This window comes from Rhodoferax aquaticus, assembly GCF_006974105.1.
GTDB classification, from domain to species: domain Bacteria; phylum Pseudomonadota; class Gammaproteobacteria; order Burkholderiales; family Burkholderiaceae_C; genus Allorhodoferax; species Allorhodoferax aquaticus_A.
The window spans coordinates 4,034,318-4,058,703 of record NZ_CP036282.1 but is presented as its reverse complement, the minus strand read 5'-3'; the positions used below and the strand labels follow the sequence as shown (position 1 = coordinate 4,058,703).

Sequence of the window (24,386 nt, the reverse complement as noted above, 5' to 3'; positions counted from 1 at the left end):
CTGAGGACTTAACTTGAACTCATGTTCAGGCTTGGTAAAAAGTGACCGGCTTGGGTCTGTAGCTCAGTTGGTTAGAGCACTGTGTTGATAACGCAGGGGTCGTTGGTTCGAGACCAACCAGACCCACCAATGTCGTTCAAGAGCGTCATCCAACGCCTTCTGGCTAAGATTTTGAATTCCTTGCGGAATTGGGGGTGTAGCTCAGCTGGGAGAGCGGCTGCTTTGCAAGCAGTAGGTAGCGGGTTCGAGTCCTGTCACCTCCACCAATCTTTTAATTTCTTATCTGATTAGTATTAATCAACACCAAAGTTGCTTCGAAAGAGGCTGCTTTGTTGTTGATCGGGATTACCTGATCAATCGGCTGTTCTTTAACAATTTATAGAGTTTAATCAGCGTTGCTAACTTTAAGCTGCGTGAGGAAACTGCACATTCGTAAAGGTTTAGTGCAGACCGTGCCTTGCGTAGTTGTTAGCAACAATTTTTGATTGCGTCAAAATGAATATCAAACTTTGTTTGAAATTCGAAAGTAAGTTAGACGAGTTTTTTACGAAAGTAAGAGGCGGCGTCATTTACGGCATAACGCGATTGGTGAAAGACCAATCAAACATTCCTTGAAAACAACTTTAAATCTCGCAAGAGAAGTCAAAGTTATAGGGTCAAGTGAATAAGAGCACATGGTGGATGCCTTGGCAATGATAGGCGACGAAGGACGTGATAGCCTGCGATAAGCTTCGGGGAGCTGGCAAATTAGCTTTGATCCGGAGATTTCCGAATGGGGAAACCCACCCTTAGGGGTATCGCATACTGAATACATAGGTATGCGAGGCGAACCGGGTGAACTGAAACATCTCAGTAGCTCGAGGAAAAGACATCAACCGAGATTCCGAAAGTAGTGGCGAGCGAAATCGGAGAAGCCTGCAAGTGATAGCACAAGACATAACGGAACAGCCTGGAAATGCTGGCCATAGCGGGTGATAGCCCCGTACGTGAAATGACCTGTGTGGTACTGAGCTTGCGAAAAGTAGGGCGGGACACGAGAAATCCTGTCTGAATATGGGGGGACCATCCTCCAAGGCTAAATACTCATCATTGACCGATAGTGAACTAGTACCGTGAGGGAAAGGCGAAAAGAACCCCGGGAGGGGAGTGAAATAGATCCTGAAACCGTGTGCTTACAAAAAGTAGGAGCCCGCAAGGGTGACTGCGTACCTTTTGTATAATGGGTCAGCGACTTACATTCAGTGGCAAGGTTAACCGAATAGGGAAGCCGTAGAGAAATCGAGTCCGAATAGGGCGAATTAGTCGCTGGGTGTAGACCCGAAACCAAGTGATCTATCCATGGCCAGGATGAAGGTGCCGTAACAGGTACTGGAGGTCCGAACCGACTAGTGTTGCAAAACTAGCGGATGAGCTGTGGATAGGGGTGAAAGGCTAAACAAACTTGGAAATAGCTGGTTCTCTCCGAAAACTATTTAGGTAGTGCCTCAAGTATTACCGTCGGGGGTAGAGCACTGTTTTGGCTAGGGGGTCATGGCGACTTACCAAACCAATGCAAACTCCGAATACCGACGAGTACAGCTTGGGAGACAGAGCACCGGGTGCTAACGTCCGGACTCAAGAGGGAAACAACCCAGACCGCCAGCTAAGGTCCCTAAAATTGGCTAAGTGGGAAACGAAGTGGGAAGGCTAAAACAGTCAGGATGTTGGCTTAGAAGCAGCCATCATTTAAAGAAAGCGTAATAGCTCACTGATCGAGTCGTCCTGCGCGGAAGATGTAACGGGGCTAAGCCAGTTACCGAAGCTGCGGATTTGCAATTTATTGCAAGTGGTAGGAGAGCGTTCTGTAAGCCTGTGAAGGTGCGTTGTAAAGCGTGCTGGAGGTATCAGAAGTGCGAATGCTGACATGAGTAGCGTTAAAGGGGGTGAAAAGCCCCCTCGCCGTAAGCGCAAGGTTTTCTACGCAACGTTCATCGGCGTAGAGTGAGTCGGCCCCTAAGGCGAGGCAGAGATGCGTAGTTGATGGGAAACAGGTCAATATTCCTGTACCGATGTGTAGTGCGATGTGGGGACGGAGAAGGTTAGCTCAGCCAACTGTTGGATATGTTGGTTCAAGCCTGTAGTCGTGCCTGGTAGGTAAATCCGCCGGGCTTAGATGAGGGGTGATAACGAGGCTGCTTGCAGCCGAAGTGAGTGATACCCTGCTTCCAGGAAAAGCCACTAAGCTTCAGCTACACACGACCGTACCGCAAACCGACACTGGTGCGCGAGATGAGTATTCTAAGGCGCTTGAGAGAACTCAGGAGAAGGAACTCGGCAAATTGACACCGTAACTTCGGAAGAAGGTGTGCCTTTAGTAGGTGAAGGGATTTACTCCTGGAGCCCAATGAGGTTGCAAAAAATCGGTGGCTGCGACTGTTTATTAAAAACACAGCACTCTGCAAACACGAAAGTGGACGTATAGGGTGTGACGCCTGCCCGGTGCTGGAAGATTAAATGATGGGGTGCAAGCTCTTGATTGAAGTCCCAGTAAACGGCGGCCGTAACTATAACGGTCCTAAGGTAGCGAAATTCCTTGTCGGGTAAGTTCCGACCTGCACGAATGGCGTAACGATGGCCACACTGTCTCCTCCTGAGACTCAGCGAAGTTGAAATGTTTGTGATGATGCAATCTCCCCGCGGAAAGACGGAAAGACCCCATGAACCTTTACTGTAGCTTTGTATTGGACTTTGAACAGATCTGTGTAGGATAGGTGGGAGGCTTTGAAGTAGGGTCGCTAGATCTTATGGAGCCAACGTTGAAATACCACCCTGGTGTGTTTGAGGTTCTAACCTAGGTCCATTATCTGGATCGGGGACAGTGCATGGTAGGCAGTTTGACTGGGGCGGTCTCCTCCCAAAGCGTAACGGAGGAGTTCGAAGGTACGCTAGTTACGGTCGGACATCGTGACGATAGTGCAATGGCATAAGCGTGCTTAACTGCGAGACTGACAAGTCGAGCAGATGCGAAAGCAGGACATAGTGATCCGGTGGTTCTGTATGGAAGGGCCATCGCTCAACGGATAAAAGGTACTCTGGGGATAACAGGCTGATACCGCCCAAGAGTTCATATCGACGGCGGTGTTTGGCACCTCGATGTCGGCTCATCTCATCCTGGGGCTGTAGCCGGTCCCAAGGGTATGGCTGTTCGCCATTTAAAGAGGTACGTGAGCTGGGTTTAAAACGTCGTGAGACAGTTTGGTCCCTATCTTCCGTGGGCGCTGCAGATTTGAGGAAGCCTGCTCCTAGTACGAGAGGACCGGAGTGGACACACCTCTGGTGTATCGGTTGTCACGCCAGTGGCATTGCCGAGTAGCTAAGTGTGGAAGAGATAACCGCTGAAAGCATCTAAGCGGGAAACTCGTTTCAAGATGAGATCTGCCGGGGCCTTGAGCCCCCTAAAGAGTCGTTCAAGACCAGGACGTTGATAGGTCGGGTGTGGAAGCGCAGTAATGCGTTAAGCTAACCGATACTAATTGCTCGTGCGGCTTGACCCTATAACTTTGATCGTTAGATCAAGGAAGTTATGCCAAGTTGACGCATTCAAAAATCCTGACAGTACGCAAGTACACAGGTTCGTTAAATCGATGAAGCTGATTAGCTCTATAAATTGGTTGTCTTGACTGGTTCATTCCACATCAAGATGACAAAAAGTTATGCCTGACGACCATAGCGAGTTGGTACCACTCCTTCCCATCCCGAACAGGACCGTGAAACGACTCTGCGCCAATGATAGTGCGGATCCCCGTGTGAAAGTAGGACATCGTCAGGCTATTCAACCGAAAACGCCCCCTGTGATCAGGGGGCGTTTTTACTAGAACTAAGAATTAGTTTTAGTAAAAACGCAAAATGCGTGTTATACTTTAAGGCTCCGCTGATCGCAGCGTCTTAAAAGAAGGTAGTTGAAAGACTGCTTGGTTCGTTAAAAATTTACAGCCGATAAGTGTGGGCGTTTGAAGGCAATTGCCAAGTTCTTCGGAACTATGTCTTAACTGACATACAAACGCTCATGAAGTAAAAAAGATGTGAAATTCGTCAAAGAAAATCACGTCGATTCCAATTTATGAGTGGCTCGAGAGAGCAAAAAATTCAAGATCGAACTATAGAGTTTGATCCTGGCTCAGATTGAACGCTGGCGGCATGCCTTACACATGCAAGTCGAACGGCAGCACGGGAGCAATCCTGGTGGCGAGTGGCGAACGGGTGAGTAATATATCGGAACGTGCCCAGTCGTGGGGGATAACGCAGCGAAAGCTGTGCTAATACCGCATACGATCTACGGATGAAAGCGGGGGACTCGCAAGAGCCTCGCGCGATTGGAGCGGCCGATATCAGATTAGCTAGTTGGTGAGGTAAAGGCTCACCAAGGCGACGATCTGTAGCTGGTCTGAGAGGACGACCAGCCACACTGGAACTGAGACACGGTCCAGACTCCTACGGGAGGCAGCAGTGGGGAATTTTGGACAATGGGCGCAAGCCTGATCCAGCAATGCCGCGTGCAGGATGAAGGCCTTCGGGTTGTAAACTGCTTTTGTACGGAACGAAACGGTCTGCCCTAATACGGTGGGCTAATGACGGTACCGTAAGAATAAGCACCGGCTAACTACGTGCCAGCAGCCGCGGTAATACGTAGGGTGCGAGCGTTAATCGGAATTACTGGGCGTAAAGCGTGCGCAGGCGGTTATATAAGACAGATGTGAAATCCCCGGGCTCAACCTGGGACCTGCATTTGTGACTGTATAGCTAGAGTACGGTAGAGGGGGATGGAATTCCGCGTGTAGCAGTGAAATGCGTAGATATGCGGAGGAACACCGATGGCGAAGGCAATCCCCTGGACCTGTACTGACGCTCATGCACGAAAGCGTGGGGAGCAAACAGGATTAGATACCCTGGTAGTCCACGCCCTAAACGATGTCAACTGGTTGTTGGGTCTTCACTGACTCAGTAACGAAGCTAACGCGTGAAGTTGACCGCCTGGGGAGTACGGCCGCAAGGTTGAAACTCAAAGGAATTGACGGGGACCCGCACAAGCGGTGGATGATGTGGTTTAATTCGATGCAACGCGAAAAACCTTACCCACCTTTGACATGTACGGAAGTCGCTAGAGATAGCTTCGTGCTCGAAAGAGAGCCGTAACACAGGTGCTGCATGGCTGTCGTCAGCTCGTGTCGTGAGATGTTGGGTTAAGTCCCGCAACGAGCGCAACCCTTGTCATTAGTTGCTACATTTAGTTGGGCACTCTAATGAGACTGCCGGTGACAAGCCGGAGGAAGGTGGGGATGACGTCAAGTCCTCATGGCCCTTATAGGTGGGGCTACACACGTCATACAATGGCTGGTACAAAGGGTTGCCAACCCGCGAGGGGGAGCTAATCCCATAAAGCCAGTCGTAGTCCGGATCGCAGTCTGCAACTCGACTGCGTGAAGTCGGAATCGCTAGTAATCGTGGATCAGAATGTCACGGTGAATACGTTCCCGGGTCTTGTACACACCGCCCGTCACACCATGGGAGCGGGTTCTGCCAGAAGTAGTTAGCCTAACCGCAAGGAGGGCGATTACCACGGCAGGGTTCGTGACTGGGGTGAAGTCGTAACAAGGTAGCCGTATCGGAAGGTGCGGCTGGATCACCTCCTTTCTGGAAACTGCAATTTAATTTGAACGCTCACACTTATCGGTTGTTGGAAGGTTGTCGCTGAGGACTTAACTTGAACTCATGTTCAGGCTTGGTAAAAAGTGACCGGCTTGGGTCTGTAGCTCAGTTGGTTAGAGCACTGTGTTGATAACGCAGGGGTCGTTGGTTCGAGACCAACCAGACCCACCAATGTCGTTCAAGAGCGTCATCCAACGCCTTCTGGCTAAGATTTTGAATTCCTTGCGGAATTGGGGGTGTAGCTCAGCTGGGAGAGCGGCTGCTTTGCAAGCAGTAGGTAGCGGGTTCGAGTCCTGTCACCTCCACCAATCTTTTAATTTCTTATCTGATTAGTATTAATCAACACCAAAGTTGCTTCGAAAGAGGCTGCTTTGTTGTTGATCGGGATTACCTGATCAATCGGCTGTTCTTTAACAATTTATAGAGTTTAATCAGCGTTGCTAACTTTAAGCTGCGTGAGGAAACTGCACATTCGTAAAGGTTTAGTGCAGACCGTGCCTTGCGTAGTTGTTAGCAACAATTTTTGATTGCGTCAAAATGAATATCAAACTTTGTTTGAAATTCGAAAGTAAGTTAGACGAGTTTTTTACGAAAGTAAGAGGCGGCGTCATTTACGGCATAACGCGATTGGTGAAAGACCAATCAAACATTCCTTGAAAACAACTTTAAATCTCGCAAGAGAAGTCAAAGTTATAGGGTCAAGTGAATAAGAGCACATGGTGGATGCCTTGGCAATGATAGGCGACGAAGGACGTGATAGCCTGCGATAAGCTTCGGGGAGCTGGCAAATTAGCTTTGATCCGGAGATTTCCGAATGGGGAAACCCACCCTTAGGGGTATCGCATACTGAATACATAGGTATGCGAGGCGAACCGGGTGAACTGAAACATCTCAGTAGCTCGAGGAAAAGACATCAACCGAGATTCCGAAAGTAGTGGCGAGCGAAATCGGAGAAGCCTGCAAGTGATAGCACAAGACATAACGGAACAGCCTGGAAATGCTGGCCATAGCGGGTGATAGCCCCGTACGTGAAATGACCTGTGTGGTACTGAGCTTGCGAAAAGTAGGGCGGGACACGAGAAATCCTGTCTGAATATGGGGGGACCATCCTCCAAGGCTAAATACTCATCATTGACCGATAGTGAACTAGTACCGTGAGGGAAAGGCGAAAAGAACCCCGGGAGGGGAGTGAAATAGATCCTGAAACCGTGTGCTTACAAAAAGTAGGAGCCCGCAAGGGTGACTGCGTACCTTTTGTATAATGGGTCAGCGACTTACATTCAGTGGCAAGGTTAACCGAATAGGGAAGCCGTAGAGAAATCGAGTCCGAATAGGGCGAATTAGTCGCTGGGTGTAGACCCGAAACCAAGTGATCTATCCATGGCCAGGATGAAGGTGCCGTAACAGGTACTGGAGGTCCGAACCGACTAGTGTTGCAAAACTAGCGGATGAGCTGTGGATAGGGGTGAAAGGCTAAACAAACTTGGAAATAGCTGGTTCTCTCCGAAAACTATTTAGGTAGTGCCTCAAGTATTACCGTCGGGGGTAGAGCACTGTTTTGGCTAGGGGGTCATGGCGACTTACCAAACCAATGCAAACTCCGAATACCGACGAGTACAGCTTGGGAGACAGAGCACCGGGTGCTAACGTCCGGACTCAAGAGGGAAACAACCCAGACCGCCAGCTAAGGTCCCTAAAATTGGCTAAGTGGGAAACGAAGTGGGAAGGCTAAAACAGTCAGGATGTTGGCTTAGAAGCAGCCATCATTTAAAGAAAGCGTAATAGCTCACTGATCGAGTCGTCCTGCGCGGAAGATGTAACGGGGCTAAGCCAGTTACCGAAGCTGCGGATTTGCAATTTATTGCAAGTGGTAGGAGAGCGTTCTGTAAGCCTGTGAAGGTGCGTTGTAAAGCGTGCTGGAGGTATCAGAAGTGCGAATGCTGACATGAGTAGCGTTAAAGGGGGTGAAAAGCCCCCTCGCCGTAAGCGCAAGGTTTTCTACGCAACGTTCATCGGCGTAGAGTGAGTCGGCCCCTAAGGCGAGGCAGAGATGCGTAGTTGATGGGAAACAGGTCAATATTCCTGTACCGATGTGTAGTGCGATGTGGGGACGGAGAAGGTTAGCTCAGCCAACTGTTGGATATGTTGGTTCAAGCCTGTAGTCGTGCCTGGTAGGTAAATCCGCCGGGCTTAGATGAGGGGTGATAACGAGGCTGCTTGCAGCCGAAGTGAGTGATACCCTGCTTCCAGGAAAAGCCACTAAGCTTCAGCTACACACGACCGTACCGCAAACCGACACTGGTGCGCGAGATGAGTATTCTAAGGCGCTTGAGAGAACTCAGGAGAAGGAACTCGGCAAATTGACACCGTAACTTCGGAAGAAGGTGTGCCTTTAGTAGGTGAAGGGATTTACTCCTGGAGCCCAATGAGGTTGCAAAAAATCGGTGGCTGCGACTGTTTATTAAAAACACAGCACTCTGCAAACACGAAAGTGGACGTATAGGGTGTGACGCCTGCCCGGTGCTGGAAGATTAAATGATGGGGTGCAAGCTCTTGATTGAAGTCCCAGTAAACGGCGGCCGTAACTATAACGGTCCTAAGGTAGCGAAATTCCTTGTCGGGTAAGTTCCGACCTGCACGAATGGCGTAACGATGGCCACACTGTCTCCTCCTGAGACTCAGCGAAGTTGAAATGTTTGTGATGATGCAATCTCCCCGCGGAAAGACGGAAAGACCCCATGAACCTTTACTGTAGCTTTGTATTGGACTTTGAACAGATCTGTGTAGGATAGGTGGGAGGCTTTGAAGTAGGGTCGCTAGATCTTATGGAGCCAACGTTGAAATACCACCCTGGTGTGTTTGAGGTTCTAACCTAGGTCCATTATCTGGATCGGGGACAGTGCATGGTAGGCAGTTTGACTGGGGCGGTCTCCTCCCAAAGCGTAACGGAGGAGTTCGAAGGTACGCTAGTTACGGTCGGACATCGTGACGATAGTGCAATGGCATAAGCGTGCTTAACTGCGAGACTGACAAGTCGAGCAGATGCGAAAGCAGGACATAGTGATCCGGTGGTTCTGTATGGAAGGGCCATCGCTCAACGGATAAAAGGTACTCTGGGGATAACAGGCTGATACCGCCCAAGAGTTCATATCGACGGCGGTGTTTGGCACCTCGATGTCGGCTCATCTCATCCTGGGGCTGTAGCCGGTCCCAAGGGTATGGCTGTTCGCCATTTAAAGAGGTACGTGAGCTGGGTTTAAAACGTCGTGAGACAGTTTGGTCCCTATCTTCCGTGGGCGCTGCAGATTTGAGGAAGCCTGCTCCTAGTACGAGAGGACCGGAGTGGACACACCTCTGGTGTATCGGTTGTCACGCCAGTGGCATTGCCGAGTAGCTAAGTGTGGAAGAGATAACCGCTGAAAGCATCTAAGCGGGAAACTCGTTTCAAGATGAGATCTGCCGGGGCCTTGAGCCCCCTAAAGAGTCGTTCAAGACCAGGACGTTGATAGGTCGGGTGTGGAAGCGCAGTAATGCGTTAAGCTAACCGATACTAATTGCTCGTGCGGCTTGACCCTATAACTTTGATCGTTAGATCAAGGAAGTTATGCCAAGTTGACGCATTCAAAAATCCTGACAGTACGCAAGTACACAGGTTCGTTAAATCGATGAAGCTGATTAGCTCTATAAATTGGTTGTCTTGACTGGTTCATTCCACATCAAGATGACAAAAAGTTATGCCTGACGACCATAGCGAGTTGGTACCACTCCTTCCCATCCCGAACAGGACCGTGAAACGACTCTGCGCCAATGATAGTGCGGATCCCCGTGTGAAAGTAGGACATCGTCAGGCTATTCAACCGAAAACGCCCCCTGTGATCAGGGGGCGTTTTTTTTTGACCAAAAACTCCCATAACGAACTCTCTCCGTACTTTAGCCAAATTGGCTCTACGTGTTCGCTAGACAGTGTCTTAGGCTAGATGTAACTTCGTCTGTTGGGCCATCGAAAAATCGGGTAATCCAAGCTTCTTCTCTGTCTCGCACTTGGTTTAGAAAATAGCCTGCCCCGGTCGAGTCATTACACCGACTCATTGTTTTGAATGTTTCGAACCCTGTTTCCAAGAAGGTTTGTAGGGATTCCAATCCAGCCAGATGTGCAGGGCGTCGCATTAGCTTAAGCAGCGTTGATAGGCCTACTGTGTTGGTAAGCTGGGTAAGGTCCTTACCAAGCTTCAGAACACCTAGTAGTTGCGTAGAGCGTTCGTGACGCGCTCCAACGAAACGCCAGCAGTCGATGTAGCGCGAGACCGGATCCCTGTCCAAAGGCTGTTCCAACCAGCAAGCCCCCATTGCCTGGTCAAGTTCTTCAGTCAAACAATGTACCGACGCCATCTGTGTAGCCGTTTGTATGACAGACGCAGGAAAGACTTTCTCGATTGTCTTGGCAATGCGTGAAAATTGCTGATCTCTTGCAGAATAATCCTTTGCCGCGTACAGCTCGGTTAGGAAAAACCTAGCCGCATCTCCAAAATCTTCACTCCGCAATAGATCTCTATAGGTTCCTTCGAACCGCCTTGCTTGAAGTTGTTTGATTTGGATAACTGCGTCTCCCAGTCGTGGCGCAACCACTTGTGCTTCCCGTAAAGCGTTGACTTTAGCCAATGCTTTGGCGATTGTTTCGTGTGAAGTCATGCTGCAAGTCTAGATTAGGGTTATCCGCAAATTATCGGCATCGGGAAGCAGCCCGCATCGGAGGTAAACGAGATTGGACTAGATAGTCTACGGGTTTACCCGTACATTATGGCGATGTCGAACCACCTGGTCTCAATAAAAACCGCTTTTCAGGCGGTGCTACGTCTAGTCTTTGGGCGCGCTCCTGCCTCACAAGAGACCGGTGGTGCAACTGTAGCGCGCGCTATTGTGCCTATTCGTTCATTGGGCGAGAACCAACGTCCGCGCATCCTCAAGCATTTGCTGGCACTTGATCCTCGTGATCGTTACCTGCGCTTTGGCAGTGTCATAAAGGATGAACGTATTGCTAAGTATGTCGAAAGCATTGATTTTCAACGCGACGACGTGTTCGGAATCTTCAATCGAAAGCTAGATCTGATCGCGGTCGCGCATCTCGCATACGCTGAACAGATGGATTGCGAAGCATGTGCGGAATTTGGCGTATCAGTCTTACCTCACGCGCGTGGTTTGGGCTACGGGTCTCGGCTATTCGAACGAGCCACAATGCATTCCCGTAACGAGGGGGTGCAGATGATCTTTATCCATGCGCTTTCCGAGAACACTGCGATGCTGGCGATCGCAAGAAAGGCGGGTGCAATCCTGCAGCGCGATGGAAGTGAGTCCGAAGCCCATCTGCGACTGGCACCCGCTGATCTCAGCAGTCAACTGGGATCGCTCCTTGATTCCCAGTTGGCACATTCAGATTACCAGCTCAAAGTACAGGCTCGGCAGTTTTGGCGATTTCTTTCCGCCGTGCAAGAGGTCCGAAACGGCGTTATTGACGCACAACGGCGTAGTGCCCCTTAGCGTTGCAATGGGTTCAATGCAGCCCTGAAACGTAAATCCGCTATCCTAGAGGGTCCGTAACAATGGCAAACATTGCCCACAAGTTAAGTGTCTGACCCACATCCATCGCGCAATTTCGACAAAGAAGATAAGCGTACCTTCTTGCAGAAGTTGGCAGAGTTTCTACACCCAGGCCCAGACTCAACAGCGGAGCTGATTGAAACCTTGGTTGAGGCAGAGGATAACAAGATCATCGGGGCTGAGTCACGTGCGATGCTGGAAGGGGTCATCCGCATGGCGGATATGACAGCCGGTGATGTGATGGTGCCGGCCACGCGCATGGACATCGTTAACATCGCGGCGCCTTTCGAGGACTTGCTGAATAACGTGATTGACACTGCGCACTCGCGCTTCCCTGTCTATGAACGGGAACGAGAAAACATCATCGGTATTTTGATGGCCAAGGACTTGTTGAAACTGCAGCGTGCCCCGGAGTTCAACATTCGGGCCTTACTCAGGCCCGCGGTCTTTATTCCGGAAACCAAAGGATTGAACGACTTGCTCCGTGAGTTTCGGGGCAACCGCAACCATTTGGCGATTGTGATAGACGAGTTTGGCCGTGTGGCCGGCCTCATTACGATCGAAGACGTCTTGGAACAGATCGTCGGGGAGATTGAAGACGAGTTCGATATCGCTGAGGATGAGGGTGACATTTTCGGCCTACCTGACAAAACGTATCGGGTTAGCGGAGACACACCGATTGACCGGGTGAACAGTGCTTTCGACACCCATCTTGCTGGTTCTGATCCAGATGACCACTTTGACACCATCGGTGGCCTCATTGCCCACGAAATGGGGCACGTGCCAAAGCGGGGCGAGAAGTTCACTTGGGGTGGATTGGATTTTGTGGTGCTTCACACCAAAGGTGGGGCCGTACGCTGGTTTAAGGTGGCGCCCGCCATCAAACACAACGCGCCAAGCCCCGCGCCTGAACAATAGCCATTGTCGTACGCGATGGGCCTCATCAAGGCTACGCCTTCCTTGCGTATTACGGCACTCTTACTCGGGGCTTGTGCTGCTGCGTCCAGCGTCGCATGGCCGCTTGAACTTGGGTTGAACAAAGGTAGCTCTGTATGGTGGCTGCAAACCATCGCGGTGCTTGCCTATGTTCTATCCCTGCGAAGGAGCCCCAGCGCAAAGCAGGCATTTTGGAGTGGGACATTTTTTGCCACCACGTGGCTCGGTGCGACATTCTGGTGGCTCTATGTGGCGATGCACGTTTACGGCGGACTAAGCGCCGCTTTAGCGGTAGCGGCTATCGTCGCCTTGGCCTTTGTACTCTCGCTCTACTATGGTGTGGCTGCTCTTGTCTACTGGCACTGGGGGCGGGCGCGACCTGCCGTCGGCGCCTTGTTGTTTGCCGCGACATGGACCTTGGCTGAAATGGCGCGTGGCACATGGTTCACTGGATTTGGCTGGGGCGCGATGGGGTACGCGCATCTGAGCGGCCCTCTGGCCCCTTACATCCCTTGGGTAGGCGCATACGGTGTGTGCGCCATAGCTGCGTGGTTAGCTGCGGCACTGGCCACGCTTCGCTTGCGGCAGCTGTCTCAAACTGTGGCCATCGTATCGATCGTGGCACTACCTCAGCTGTTGCCAGCACAGCTCACCCAGTTCGGCGAAGCGAACGGCGTATTGGGCGTCAAGTTGCTACAAGGCAACATCCCTCAAAACGAAAAATTTGAAGTGGGCACGGGCATTCAACAGTCTTTGGATTGGTACGGCGCCGAGCTGCTAAAGAGCACGGCCCAACTGGTTGTGGCACCTGAAACAGCCATCCCCATCCTTCCGCAACAGCTCCCTCCAGGCTATTTACAGGCCTTGCAACAACGTTACGCGGGGCCCTCGCAGGCTGCGTTGGTTGGTGTACCCACCGGTTCGTTCAGCAGTGGGTATACCAATGCCGTCATGGGCCTCGGTGGCGACCACTCGCAGCATTGGCAGTACGACAAACACCACTTGGTTCCGTTTGGCGAATTCATTCCCCCTTTCTTCAAGTGGTTTACGCGGCTCATGAACATCCCGCTGGGTGACTTCAATCGCGGTGAGCTAGGGCAGCCGTCGTTTGCGTTTGCAGGTCAACGCTTGGGCGTGAACATTTGCTACGAAGATCTATTTGGCGAAGAGTTGGCCGCCCGCTTCGTGGATCCAGACTTGGGCCCCACTATTTTCGTCAACGTCAGCAATATTGGCTGGTTTGGTGACACCACAGCGATAGACCAGCACCTCAACATTTCACGCATGCGTGCCTTGGAGTTTCAGCGCCCCTTTGTGCGTGCCACAAACACAGGGGCCACCGCTATCGTGGACCATCAAGGCCAAGTTACTGCTGACATGCCCCGTCTCACGCGCGGCAGTTTGCAGGGGGACGTGACCGGTCGTACCGGGATCACGCCTTTTGCGTGGTGGGCATCTCGCTTTGGCCTGTGGCCCATGTGGCTGTTGATGGCAGGTATTTGCGCGGCTGCATGGCTCACACGGCCGCGCCGCTGAGATTTGCACATAGCCCCGTAAAATAAGCGGTTTCGTTAACACGCCAAATTCAGCATTGCTGCCGGGCGTCGCGCAGTGGTCGTTCGGCCACCGTGCGCGCACGCAGTGCATCACTCCAAACACCATGCTTACTTTTCAGCAAATCATTCTTCGCCTGCAGGAATACTGGGACCGCCAGGGTTGCGCGCTTCTGCAACCGTATGACATGGAAGTGGGGGCAGGCACATCGCATACCGCCACCTTTTTGCGCGCCATCGGCCCGGAGCCTTGGAAGGCTGCTTACGTGCAACCCAGTCGCCGCCCCAAAGATGGCCGCTATGGCGAGAACCCCAACCGCCTGCAGCACTACTACCAGTACCAAGTGGTGCTCAAGCCCGCTCCCGCCAACATCTTAGAGTTGTACCTCGGCTCTCTCGAAGCGCTGGGCTTTGATCTCAAGAAAAACGACATTCGCTTCGTGGAAGACGATTGGGAAAACCCCACGCTAGGCGCTTGGGGTCTGGGCTGGGAGGTCTGGCTCAACGGAATGGAAGTGACCCAGTTCACCTACTTCCAACAAGTAGGCGGCATCGATTGCAAACCCGCCACCGGCGAGATTACCTACGGCCTGGAGCGCTTGGCCATGTACCTGCAAGGCGTGGACAACGTCTACAACCTGCAGTGGACAGAAACCATGAAGTACGGTGATGTGTACCACCAGAACGAAGTCGAACAATCCACCTACAACTTCGAGCACAGCGACGCTGACTTCCTGTTCACCGCGTTCAATGCGCACGAAAAGCAAGCCAAGTACCTGATCGAACAGCAACTGGCCTTGCCAGCTTACGAGCAAGTGCTCAAGAGCGCCCACAGCTTCAATCTGCTGGACGCTCGGGGCGCCATCAGCGTCACCGAGCGTGCTGCCTACATCGGCCGCATCCGCAATCTGGCACGCAGTGTGGCGCAGGCCTATTACGAGAGCCGGGAGCGTTTGGGCTTCCCCATGGCGCCGCGCGAGTGGATTGAACAGATGCCCAAGAAGGCCGCCTAAGCGCACGGAGAAACTAAGACATGACCACAAAAAACCTTCTGGTAGAACTGTTTGTAGAAGAGCTGCCCCCCAAGGCATTAAAGAAGTTGGGCGAAGCATTTGCCACGGTGCTGGCGGATTCCCTCAAGGCCCAAGGCTTGGTGGCGGCAGACGCTGCAGTCACTAGCTTTGCATCCCCTCGCCGTTTGGCTGTGCACGTTGCTGCAGTGGCGGCGCAAGCTGCCGACAAGGCGGTCTCGCAAAAGCTGATGCCCGTAGCGGTGGGCCTGGACGCAACTGGCAACGCAACCCCCGCCTTGCTCAAAAAGCTGCAAGCCCTCGGTGCAGACGCGACTGCCGTAACCGCCCTCAAGCGCGCCATGGATGGCAAGGCCGAGGCGCTGTTCTATGACAGCATGGTCAAGGGCGCTACCTTGGTGGACGGCCTGCAAAAAGCTTTGCTGGAGAGCATCGCCAAGCTGCCTATCCCCAAGGTCATGAGTTACCAATTGCAAAGCGGGTGTGAGCTGCCGGGCTGGACCAGCGTGAGCTTTGTGCGCCCCGCGCACGGTTTGGTGGCTTTGCATGGCAGCGACGTAGTGCCGGTGCAGGCGCTCGGCCTACAAGCCGGCAACCGCACCGAAGGCCACCGCTTTGAAGCAGCCATGTCGCCTGTGGTGATTTCCGATGCCGATGCCTATGCCGCTACCTTGGCAAAAGACGGCGCAGTCATTGCCAGCTTTGCCGAGCGTCGCGCCGACATCGTGCGCCAGCTCAATGCCGCCGCGGCCAAGGTCGGTGGTGGTTGCAAACCGATTGAAGATGACGCCCTGTTGGACGAAGTCACCGGCTTGGTCGAACGCCCGAACGTGCTGATTTGCGAGTTTGAAGCCCAGTTCCTCGAAGTGCCGCAGGAATGCCTGATTCTCACGATGAAGGCCAACCAGAAGTACTTCCCGCTGCTGGATGCCTCCAACAAGCTCACCAACAAATTCCTTGTCGTGAGCAATATCGCGCCCGACGACGCCAGCCTGGTGATTGGCGGTAATGAGCGCGTGGTGCGCCCCCGTTTGGCCGATGCCAAGTTCTTCTTTGACCAAGACCGCAAGAAGACGCTGGAGTCACGCGTAGCAGGCTTGGGCAAGGTCGTCTACCACAATAAGCTCGGTACCCAGGGTGAGCGCGTGGAGCGTGTGCGTGCGATTGCTACATGGGTGGCTGAGCGGATTGGCGCGGAGCCAGCGCTGGCAGACCGTGCGGCTGTACTTGCAAAAGCGGACCTGTTGACGGACATGGTCGGTGAGTTCCCTGAGCTTCAGGGTGTGATGGGGGGCTATTACGCACGGCATGATGGTGAGGATGAATCTGTCGCGGAAGCAATTGAAGACCAGTATCTCTTGCAACGCGAGCACAGCGATGCGGTCAACCTCGTTTCTGCTGCTTTAGATATTGCTGATCGCATTGAGACCTTAGTTGGTATATGGGGAATTGGGCTTAAGCCCACGGGCGAAAAAGATCCCTTTGCGTTGCGACGTCACGCTTTGACTTTGGGGAACCGTTTTGAGCTGCTCGGCTTTGCGGCGTGTTCGGATGCTGGGCAAATGCGCCTTGATTTAGCCGAGTTACTTGATTTTGCGCGTCAGCAATTCCCATCAGAGCTCTTATCGCCAGACACGGTGTCTGGACTCAGTGAATTTATTTACGATCGTTGCCAAAATCGTTTAGTGGCCACTGGCATTTACCGCCTGGAGGTCGTTGATGCTGTTGTGTCCACGCGCCCCCCATTGCACGACATCGTTCCCCGCATTCAAGCTGTCAAAGCCTTTGCAGCACTTCCTGAAGCTCCCGCCTTGGCCGCTGCCAACAAGCGCATCAGCAACATCCTCAAAAAGACCGACGATGTGGACGCGCATGTGAGCGAGGTGTTGTTGCAAGAGCCTGCCGAGAAGGCCTTGTACGCCGCCATGCAAACCGTGCTGCCCCAGGCGCAGAGCCAGTGGCAGGCGGGCGACTACACCGCCTCGCTGCAATCGTTGGCAGCTTTGCGCGCACCGGTGGATGCATTCTTTGAAGACGTGATGGTCAACGCCGAGCAGTTGGACTTGCGCCTGAACCGTTTGGGCCAACTCAAGTGCTTGCATGTGGCCATGAACCGCGTGGCGGACTTGTCTAAGCTGGCATCCTGATGCTTTTGCCTATGCCGCACGGTTTGCCTAGCCTGGCTTGCGCCAGTCGGGCCAAGCTGCGGCATTAGCCAGCGGACCACCATTGAAAAGGGCTTTATGAAACTTGTCATTCTCGACCGTGACGGCACCATCAACGAAGACAGTGCCGACTACATCAAGTCCCCCAGCGAATGGCAGCCCTTGCCGGGCGCCTTGCAAGCCATTGCCCGCCTCAACCACGCGGGCTGGTTGGTGGTGATTGCCAGCAACCAAAGCGGCTTGGGCCGTGGCCTGTTTGACGTAGCCACGCTCAATGCCATGCACGCTAAGTTGCACACCATGCTCGCAGCCGTGGGCGGGCGGGTCGACTCCATTTTTTATTGCCCCCACACGCCAGATGACGCCTGCCGCTGCCGCAAGCCTGAGCCGGGTTTGTTTGAACAAATTGGTGAGCGCTATGGTGTGGAACTTGCTGGTGTGCCTGCCGTGGGTGATACCTCGCGCGACTTGGTCGCAGCCGCCGCAGTGGGGTGTGAGCCGCATTTGGTGCTCACGGGCAAAAGTGTGGGCCTGGCGGGGCGCAGCTTGCCCGACAGTTTTCCCAAAGACACGCGCACCCATGCCGATTTGGGCGCGTTTGCCGACTTTTTGATCACCCGCGACAGCGGATTGAAGGTTGCTATTTAATTGCTAGCTGTTTGCACAATATCTACGGGGGCTACAGGCCTAAAACACTGAAATGGCATTGATTCGTTCGGCACTGCATATGGCGTGGATGGTGCTCACCGTCATCCCTTGGGCCCTGGCCTTGGTCATTAGTTCTTTGTGGATGAAGCGCACGCCGCTGTGGTGGTTTGCGGTGAACTGGTTTCGCGTGGTCATTTGGGGCGCACGCGTGATCACCGGCATCCAGGTGCGGGTGACGGGTCTGGAGAACCTGCCGGTCGGAGAGACCAGCCCGGCGGTGTTGCTGTCCAAGCACCAGTCCACGCTAGAGACTCTGTTGTTGCCCACGCTCATGCCGCACCCGCTGGCCTTTGTGTTCAAGCGCGAGCTGCTCAAGATTCCGTTTTTTGGCTGGTCCATGGCGCGCCTGGACATGATTCACATCGACCGTGAGTCGCGCGCAGCGGCCATGAAGAACGTCATTTCCCAAGGCACGCGCCTCTTGTCGCAAGGCACCTGGGTCATCCTGTTCCCCGAGGGCACGCGCATGGCACGCGGCGAAAAAGGCACCTACCAAACCGCGGGTACCCGTTTGGCAGTGGAGTCTGGGGCGCCCGTGGTGCCGATAGCAGTGACGTCTGGCAAGTGCTGGCCGCGCATGAGTTACATCAAATACCCCGGTGTGGTGGATGTGTCCATTGGCAAGCCCATTCCCAGCGTGGGCCGCGAGCCCAAAGAGCTGATGCGCGAGGTTGAGGCCTGGATTGAAGCCGAGATGCGCCGCCTAGACCCCGAGGCCTACGCGGCTGCGCCAGCCACCAGCACACCGGCCAAGGCCTAAGGACGCCTCAGCCTGTCTGAATGAACGCCATGCATTCCCTGCTGCGCTTCACGCTAGACCTGTTTAGCGACCTGCCTGCTCCGCAGGTCGCTCCCAAACCTACAGCGCCACCCGCCAAACGGGCACGCAAAGCGCCACGCGCTCCCTTGGTGCCGCCTGCTTCATTACTACCTGGTGGTTTTGATGCAAATGGGCCTCTAGCGCCCATGGATAAAGCGCAGGCAGCTCCTAACTTGGTAGCAAATTTGGTGGGGCCGCAGCAACCTGTCCAAAGTTTGCGCCAAGCCATTGCGCCCGCACCGTTTAGCCACCCCTTGGCCAATCGCGAGCTGCGATTGGCGCACGCCATCGTGGGCTACCGGTTTGAGCGGGCCAAGCGCCGCACCATTGGCTTTATGGTGGGGCCCGACGGTTTGGTGGTGCGTGCGCCCAACTGGACGCCCATTTACGAGGTTGAAGCGGCGCTTCAAACCAAGGCCGACTGGATCATGCGCAAGCTGGCCGAAACCCGCGAGCGCCAAACCCGCCGCGAGGACGCCCGCATCGTGTGGGCCGACGGCGTGCGCTTGCCCTATCTGGGTCAAAGCATCGCCGTGGTGCTAGACCCCAGCCACAGCTTTAAAGGCGTGGGCGCGGTGCTGGACGCGGCCGATGGTGACATGTCTGCAGCGGACAGCGCTGGCACCTTGCGCGTGGCCTTGCCCAAGCACGCCACACCTGAGCAAATCCGCGATGCGGTGCAAGCCTGGCTGATGCGCCAAGCCAGGGCCAACTTCATCCAGCGCTTGGACCACTTTGCGCCCTTGTTGGGCGTCAAGTGGCAGCGCATGGGGCTGAGCAATGCGGGTACCCGCTGGGGTAGCGCCAAGTCTGACGGCTCCATCCGGCTGAACTGGCGCCTGATCCACTTTCGCCAGCCGGTGATTGACTACGTGGTCGCCCACGAACTCAGCCACCTGCGCGTGATGGACCATAGCCCCCGCTTTTGGGACACGGTCAGCACCGTGGTGCCCGACTACGCCACGCTGCGTGGGCAACTCAAGGACGACAGCATCCCCAAGTGGTAGGCGTTGTAAGCGCAGCTTGCTATGTACTTGATAGCTACTTGCGCATATCCGATGGGCGTCAGAGGCCTTTTTTCGTCTGAAATTTGCCCTTGCCAGCTACTGCACGTGCTCATGCGTTCGTTGGAGCCGTCAGCGGACGGGTTGGCTTGGATCAGTTGCTGGGCCGCTGGCGCAACCCGTTACGGTCGCTACCAAGGCGGCGATTAAGGCAAAACGCAAGGTAGTCATCATTCCAGGGTTAAGTTCGCAGGGGCCGCAACTTGTTTGAATGGTTGCGCCGCAACTGCTACACCGTCGGTACAGAATGTGATTGCAGCGCACACGCTGTATGGGGCGTTCAGGCCATACAAATCACTGCCTTAGGTGTGCTGCTCCGTCGCAGCGAGCACAAGCACCGCCACCCCAATCACGCCCATTCCCACCACCAACACCGCAATCACCCCTCGCGCATCGGCGCCCTGTGCACCTAAGCCAACGGCCAAGCCAGCGAGTGGCTGGGTCAGGTTGTTCAGCAGCACCACCACGCCACTGGTTTTGCCGAAGTCTTGTGCGGGGATGATGCGCTGGCGGGCGGCGCGGATGTAGATGCTGAACATCTTGTCAAAGCCTATGACCAGCAAAAAGCCCAGCGCATACACCGCAGGGTGCGCGGCCCATGCGGTCATGAGCCCTCCCACGAGGAGCAGTGCGTACGACCACACGCCCAGTGCGTGGCCGCGCCAGTGTGCGCGCGCGACCCAAGCCAACACCAACACCGTGAGCACGGCTCCCGCCGTTTGCAACTGTGCGTAGGCGGCAGCGCTTTGCCCCAGCAGACCGGTCAGCATGGCGGCCGCAGTGGCTTGCGTTACGCCCACCACCAAGTTGACACCCGCCGCCAAGGCGATGAGCGGTTTGAGGCCGGGCAGGCGTGCAATGTGGGCCAGCGCGGTGCGCAGCGGCACCCACCAGCTTTCACCCACTGCGCTGCGGCCTTGGGGCAGTGCGCCGGTGTGCTGCCTTTGCCACCACGCCAGCGCCGCATCGGCCAGCACAAACATCAGGGCGCTGCAGCCCAGCACGCCTTGCCATGGCCAAATCGCTAGCGCTGCGGCAGCCACCACAGGGCCGGCCACCATGCCCAGCTGATCGGCGATTTGGGCGTGCGCTAGCACGCGCTCAAAACGCTCGCCGGGGAAGATGTGGGGCAGCAGCACCTCGCGTGCCATGACGCCCTGGGTGGTGAACACCCCACAAGCGGCAGATGCGAGCACCAAGGCCCCCAGTGCGGCCTGCCCGCTGAGAGCGTAGCCCGCCGCTAGCCCAGCAACGCAGCTCAGGGCCCGCAGTGCTTGGCTTTGGCGCAGCAGGCGCAGGGGAGGGTGCCGGTCACTCAGCACACCACAGACGGGGAAGGCCACAAAGCGGGTGAGTGTCTCGATGAAAAACGCGATGCCTGTCCACGATGCGCTGCCGGTTTGCTGGTACACCACCAAGGGCACCAAAAACAGCAGCACCTGATCGGCCAAGCGTGAGAGCAAGAGCGAACTGTAGAAAGAAAGATGGTGTGCGCGCATGCCGTACCTAGGTGGGAGTGTGCAGGCACTGTAGCGCCGAATGGCTGCTGCGCACGCGCTCGGTGCAACAGCGTGGGTTCGTAACTCAAACCGCCGCCCAAGCGGCTAGCACCACGCAAGCTACACGTCTTGCGCTTTGCGGCTGCGTTGCTTTTTCAGCCGCATGATGCAGTCTTCCAGCGTTTGGCCAATGATGGTTTGGTCGCGAATCATGGAGATATTGGGCCAGGTGGCGCGCTCTCCGGCGAGGACCCACTCTTGGAAGTCCGCCTGCGACAGGTTGCCCAAGAGGCGCGCATAGTCTTTCATACGCACGGAAGGGTGGATGGTGACATCGCCGTAGTACTGCTGGTCCACGATGGCGAGCACGCCTTCCATGAGGTTTTTAACAATGCCTGCGTCAAAACCGTAAGACGCCAGTTGCATGAACTGTTTGCTGCGGAACTGCACCTCGTTCTTCATGAGGTCGGTCAAAAAGCGGCTCCAGCCGTCTTTGCGCGTGGTGTCCGTGATAAACGGCAGCACATGCGGGTTGGTTTGGCTCACCAGGTGGTGGTTGACGTTGTACAGCTCCCCTAAGCGCTGCGCGGGCAAGTCACTTTGGATCGCGCCGTCCACCCATTTGATGGATGCCATATAGGGCTTTTCTTCGCCCAGACGGTCTTTGGTCATCAGCCGCACAGGCGGGAAGAGTCCGGGCACCGCGCACGAGGCCAGCACCGCGCTCCACACCAGCAAGTGTGGGGTGGTGAGGTAGTTGAGCAAGCGTGCGTGCTGGTTCTTGGCCACTGGCGACACGGTGATGTTGATGATGCGCTTGGTGCGCTTGAATGCTTCTTCAAAGGTGTACTCACCGATTTGCGCGCGCAAAAACTGCTCGAGCTTTTGGCTGTCCATGATGGACTGCTGGCGAAACATCTCCATGGGGCTGAGCGTGCGCCACGCATCAAGCGCCATGCCCTCGCCTTGGAACCACGGGGCTAGCTCATTGTCTTTGCGCGTGCCCAAAAATGCCGCCACCACGGCGCCTGCGCTAGACCCCGAGATCACACGGGGCAACAGGCGTTGTTCGCTCAAGGCCTTGATCACGCCAATGTGAAACATGCCCATATTGGCACCACCACTGAGCATGAGGGCCGAGCGCCCAAAGCTTTGGCCCGTGTGACGGAAAAACAAAAGCTTTTGCGCGTAAGGCAGTTCAGGGATGTCGCGGTCACACACTTGGTTGAGCAGGGACACCACCTCGGTGATGTACTCGTCAATCAGGTACTTGGTGCCGACCTTGGTGTGCTTGTACAGCTCAGGGTTGGCAAGGTTGCCCAGGTTGCGGTGCAGGCCTTCGCGCAGGCTGTAGATGAGTTGCGGCCAATCATTGGCTTTGCGCCACTTGCGCAGGTTGATGAGCCGCTGCTGTATGAGTTGGTACTGGTAGTGCGGTGAGTTGGGGTTGCTCTTCCACACATCCATGCCCGCTTGGGTGTCCAGGTCCAACGCATGGGTGCGCCAATCTGCATAGGTGCTGGCCTGCTCAATGGCTTGATGCGTGGATTTTGATTTTTGGGTTCGCATGGCGCGCTTTGCTGCTGTTGCCGTAGCAGGCTATTGTCGGACAAGCAGCTTCCAAAAGGTGTCTCCTGCGCGGCCTAACTTAGGTGGAGCCTTCTAGGCTAAGGCTCCGCTGCAAATCGCACCACGCCGTCCGCACCTTCGTTGCGGGTCAGTACGCCGTCAAACCAGAGCTTGTGCAGGTGCGCAATGGCCTCGCCCATGGCGAAGGTGGTTTGGTGCAGGTCCAAGGGACGTTTGAACAGCACGGGCAATACGTCGGCTGCGCTGCAGGGCGCAGTCTGGCAAGCCACTAGCACTTCGGCTAAGCGGTCACGGTGGTGGGCGTGCAGTTGTTCAATGCGGGTGTGTAGGCCGGTGAAGGGATTGCCGTGTGAAGGCAGCACCAAGGTGTCGGTGGCTAGGGGCTTGAACTTGTCGATCGAGTCCAAAAACAAAGCCAAAGCATTGCTGAGCGGCTCTTGCTCGTACACGCTGACATTGGTCGAAATACGCGGCAGCATCATGTCGCCGCCTATCAAAATACCTAGGGACTCGCAGTACAAGGCCATGTGCTCGGGCGCATGGCCGTAGCCGCTGATACAGCGCCAGCGGTGCTCTCCCAGTTGGAGCTCGGTGCCGTCTAACAAGCGCCGATATTGCGTGGGCACGGCGGGTACCAGCGATGGAAAGTAGTTGATACGGGCTTTCACCTGCGCCACCATCTCGGGCGCGTTCAGGCCATGCAGCGCAAAGAAATTGGCTGCAGGCTCGCCACCAAAAGCCGTGGGCCCCAGGCAGCCCCAGCGCGCGACTTGGTAGTCGGTGGCGCTAATGTAGAGCGGGGCACTCCAGCGCGTGCACAACCAGTCGGCCAGGCCAATGTGGTCAGGGTGCATATGGGTCACCACCACGCGCAGCACCGGCAAGTCTTCAAGCTCGCTGGCAAACACCGCTTCCCACTGCGCCATCGAGGTGTCTGCGTGAATGCAGCAGTCCACAATGCACCAGCCCTCCAAGCGACCTTGCGGCGTGTCCATGGCGTCACGAATGAGCCATAGGTTGATGTGGTTCAGCGCAAACGGCAAGGCCATGCGCACCCACTTTACGCCCGGCGCCACTTCGATGCAGCGGCCTTGCTCGGGCAGGGCGTCGCCCAAGGGGTAATGCAGTTGCAGTTCCAGATCGTTCATGGCGGCGCTTTATGATTCATAATTGACGTTTACGTAAACGTCAATCGAAAATAGGCATTGTAGGCGGCAGTGGGCACGCGCACTGTCGCCCTGGCATCACACACACTATGAGCACTACCTACAGCATTGGCGACTTGGCACGCGAGTTTGACTTGACCACCCGCGCCATTCGTTTCTACGAGGACTTGGGGCTGCTTTTGCCGGAGCGCAGCGGGCCAGGTGGCCGCACCCGCGTGTACAGCGGCCGTGACCGTACCCGCCTCAAACTCACCCTGCGTGCCAAGCGGCTGGGCTTGAGCCTGACCGAGGCCAAAGACATCATCGACATGTACGACAGCCCGCGTGACACGGGTGCCCAGTTGACCAAGTTTTTGGATGTGTTGGCGGCGCACCGCAAACAAGTGGAGGAGCAAATGGCGGACTTGCAAGCCAATTTGGACGAAATCAAAGTTCACCAGCGCGAAGCCAAAGCCCTGCTGGTTAAGGCAGAAAAAGCGGCTGAAGCCAAGGCCGCCGTGCAAGCGATCCACAAAACGGCCAAAGCGCCCGCAGCCAAAGCAATCAAGACCGCATAAGCATCTGGCAAACCCTA

At 55.0% G+C, this 24,386-nt stretch carries 13 protein-coding genes, 4 tRNA genes and 5 rRNA genes; 18 read left to right on the top strand and 4 right to left on the bottom strand.

Features of this window, described 5'->3' with window-relative positions; genetic code table 11:
• Positions 1-52 precede the first annotated feature (52 nt).
• The 9 genes from EXZ61_RS18780 to rrf (EXZ61_RS18740) all read left to right on the top strand — a co-directional run bounded on the left by EXZ61_RS18780 (position 53) and on the right by rrf (EXZ61_RS18740) (position 9,535).
• Positions 53-129, top strand: a tRNA-Ile gene (locus tag EXZ61_RS18780).
• 61 nt (positions 130-190) lie between these two features.
• A tRNA-Ala gene (locus EXZ61_RS18775) sits at positions 191-266 on the top strand.
• 388 nt (positions 267-654) lie between these two features.
• A 23S ribosomal RNA gene (locus EXZ61_RS18770) occupies positions 655-3,533 on the top strand.
• Positions 3,534-3,695: 162 nt separating this feature from the next.
• Positions 3,696-3,808: ribosomal RNA gene (gene rrf, locus EXZ61_RS18765) — 5S ribosomal RNA — on the top strand.
• A 325-nt stretch (positions 3,809-4,133) separates the two neighbouring features.
• Positions 4,134-5,670: ribosomal RNA gene (locus EXZ61_RS18760) — 16S ribosomal RNA — on the top strand.
• Positions 5,671-5,779: 109 nt separating this feature from the next.
• Positions 5,780-5,856 (top strand) — tRNA-Ile (locus tag EXZ61_RS18755).
• Between the two features lie 61 nt (positions 5,857-5,917).
• A tRNA-Ala gene (locus EXZ61_RS18750) sits at positions 5,918-5,993 on the top strand.
• 388 nt (positions 5,994-6,381) lie between these two features.
• Positions 6,382-9,260: ribosomal RNA gene (locus EXZ61_RS18745) — 23S ribosomal RNA — on the top strand.
• A gap of 162 nt (positions 9,261-9,422) precedes the next feature.
• Positions 9,423-9,535, top strand: a 5S ribosomal RNA gene (rrf, locus tag EXZ61_RS18740).
• Together the 16S, 23S and 5S rRNA genes with 4 tRNA genes alongside form the textbook arrangement of a ribosomal RNA operon.
• 95 nt (positions 9,536-9,630) lie before the next feature.
• On the opposite strand, the gene EXZ61_RS18735 is transcribed toward rrf (EXZ61_RS18740), so the two are convergent.
• A complete protein-coding gene (locus EXZ61_RS18735) occupies positions 9,631-10,374 on the bottom strand; it encodes an FFLEELY motif protein (protein WP_142813306.1) in 744 nt (247 codons plus the stop codon).
• Positions 10,375-10,482: 108 nt separating this feature from the next.
• On the opposite strand from EXZ61_RS18735, the gene EXZ61_RS18730 reads away from it, so the two are divergent.
• The 8 genes from EXZ61_RS18730 (at position 10,483) to EXZ61_RS18695 (ending at position 19,500) form a co-directional block, all read left to right on the top strand.
• Positions 10,483-11,220, top strand: coding sequence for a GNAT family N-acetyltransferase (locus EXZ61_RS18730; RefSeq protein WP_237219007.1), 738 nt, complete (start codon positions 10,483-10,485; stop codon positions 11,218-11,220).
• A gap of 87 nt (positions 11,221-11,307) precedes the next feature.
• Positions 11,308-12,198: a CorC family transporter gene (locus EXZ61_RS18725; protein WP_142813304.1), complete on the top strand. Its 891-nt coding sequence runs from the start codon at positions 11,308-11,310 to the stop codon at positions 12,196-12,198.
• A 15-nt stretch (positions 12,199-12,213) separates the two neighbouring features.
• The gene (gene lnt, locus EXZ61_RS18720; protein ID WP_142813302.1) at positions 12,214-13,752 is read left to right on the top strand and encodes an apolipoprotein N-acyltransferase; all 1,539 of its coding nucleotides are present in this window, start codon (positions 12,214-12,216) and stop codon (positions 13,750-13,752) included.
• Positions 13,753-13,876: 124 nt separating this feature from the next.
• Positions 13,877-14,782 (top strand): glycine--tRNA ligase subunit alpha, encoded by a 906-nt coding sequence (gene glyQ, locus EXZ61_RS18715; protein ID WP_142813299.1) that lies wholly within the window; start codon positions 13,877-13,879, stop codon positions 14,780-14,782.
• 20 nt (positions 14,783-14,802) lie between these two features.
• Positions 14,803-16,947 carry a glycine--tRNA ligase subunit beta gene (gene glyS, locus EXZ61_RS18710; protein ID WP_142813297.1) on the top strand — a complete coding sequence of 715 codons (2,145 nt, stop codon included), beginning with the start codon at positions 14,803-14,805 and terminating at the stop codon, positions 16,945-16,947.
• 96 nt (positions 16,948-17,043) lie between these two features.
• Positions 17,044-17,613, top strand: coding sequence for a D-glycero-beta-D-manno-heptose 1,7-bisphosphate 7-phosphatase (gene gmhB, locus EXZ61_RS18705; protein ID WP_142813295.1), 570 nt, complete (start codon positions 17,044-17,046; stop codon positions 17,611-17,613).
• Positions 17,614-17,665: 52 nt separating this feature from the next.
• Complete coding sequence (locus EXZ61_RS18700) at positions 17,666-18,433, top strand: lysophospholipid acyltransferase family protein (protein ID WP_142813292.1); 768 nt, start codon at positions 17,666-17,668, stop codon at positions 18,431-18,433.
• 29 nt (positions 18,434-18,462) lie between these two features.
• A complete protein-coding gene (locus EXZ61_RS18695; RefSeq protein WP_142813290.1) occupies positions 18,463-19,500 on the top strand; it encodes a M48 family metallopeptidase in 1,038 nt (345 codons plus the stop codon).
• A gap of 359 nt (positions 19,501-19,859) precedes the next feature.
• On the opposite strand, the gene EXZ61_RS18690 is transcribed toward EXZ61_RS18695, so the two are convergent.
• The 3 genes from EXZ61_RS18690 to EXZ61_RS18680 form a co-directional block, all read right to left on the bottom strand.
• On the bottom strand, positions 19,860-21,056 hold the full coding sequence (locus EXZ61_RS18690) for an MFS transporter (RefSeq protein WP_142813288.1): 1,197 nt from the start codon (positions 21,054-21,056) through the stop codon (positions 19,860-19,862).
• 120 nt (positions 21,057-21,176) lie between these two features.
• Positions 21,177-22,625: a DUF3336 domain-containing protein gene (locus tag EXZ61_RS18685; RefSeq protein WP_142813286.1), complete on the bottom strand. Its 1,449-nt coding sequence runs from the start codon at positions 22,623-22,625 to the stop codon at positions 21,177-21,179.
• Between the two features lie 98 nt (positions 22,626-22,723).
• Entirely contained in the window at positions 22,724-23,794 is a 1,071-nt protein-coding gene (locus EXZ61_RS18680; RefSeq protein ID WP_142813284.1) for an MBL fold metallo-hydrolase, read from the bottom strand.
• Positions 23,795-23,901: 107 nt separating this feature from the next.
• On the opposite strand from EXZ61_RS18680, the gene EXZ61_RS18675 reads away from it, so the two are divergent.
• Positions 23,902-24,369 (top strand): MerR family transcriptional regulator, encoded by a 468-nt coding sequence (locus tag EXZ61_RS18675; protein ID WP_142813281.1) that lies wholly within the window; start codon positions 23,902-23,904, stop codon positions 24,367-24,369.
• Positions 24,370-24,386: the final 17 nt, after the last annotated feature.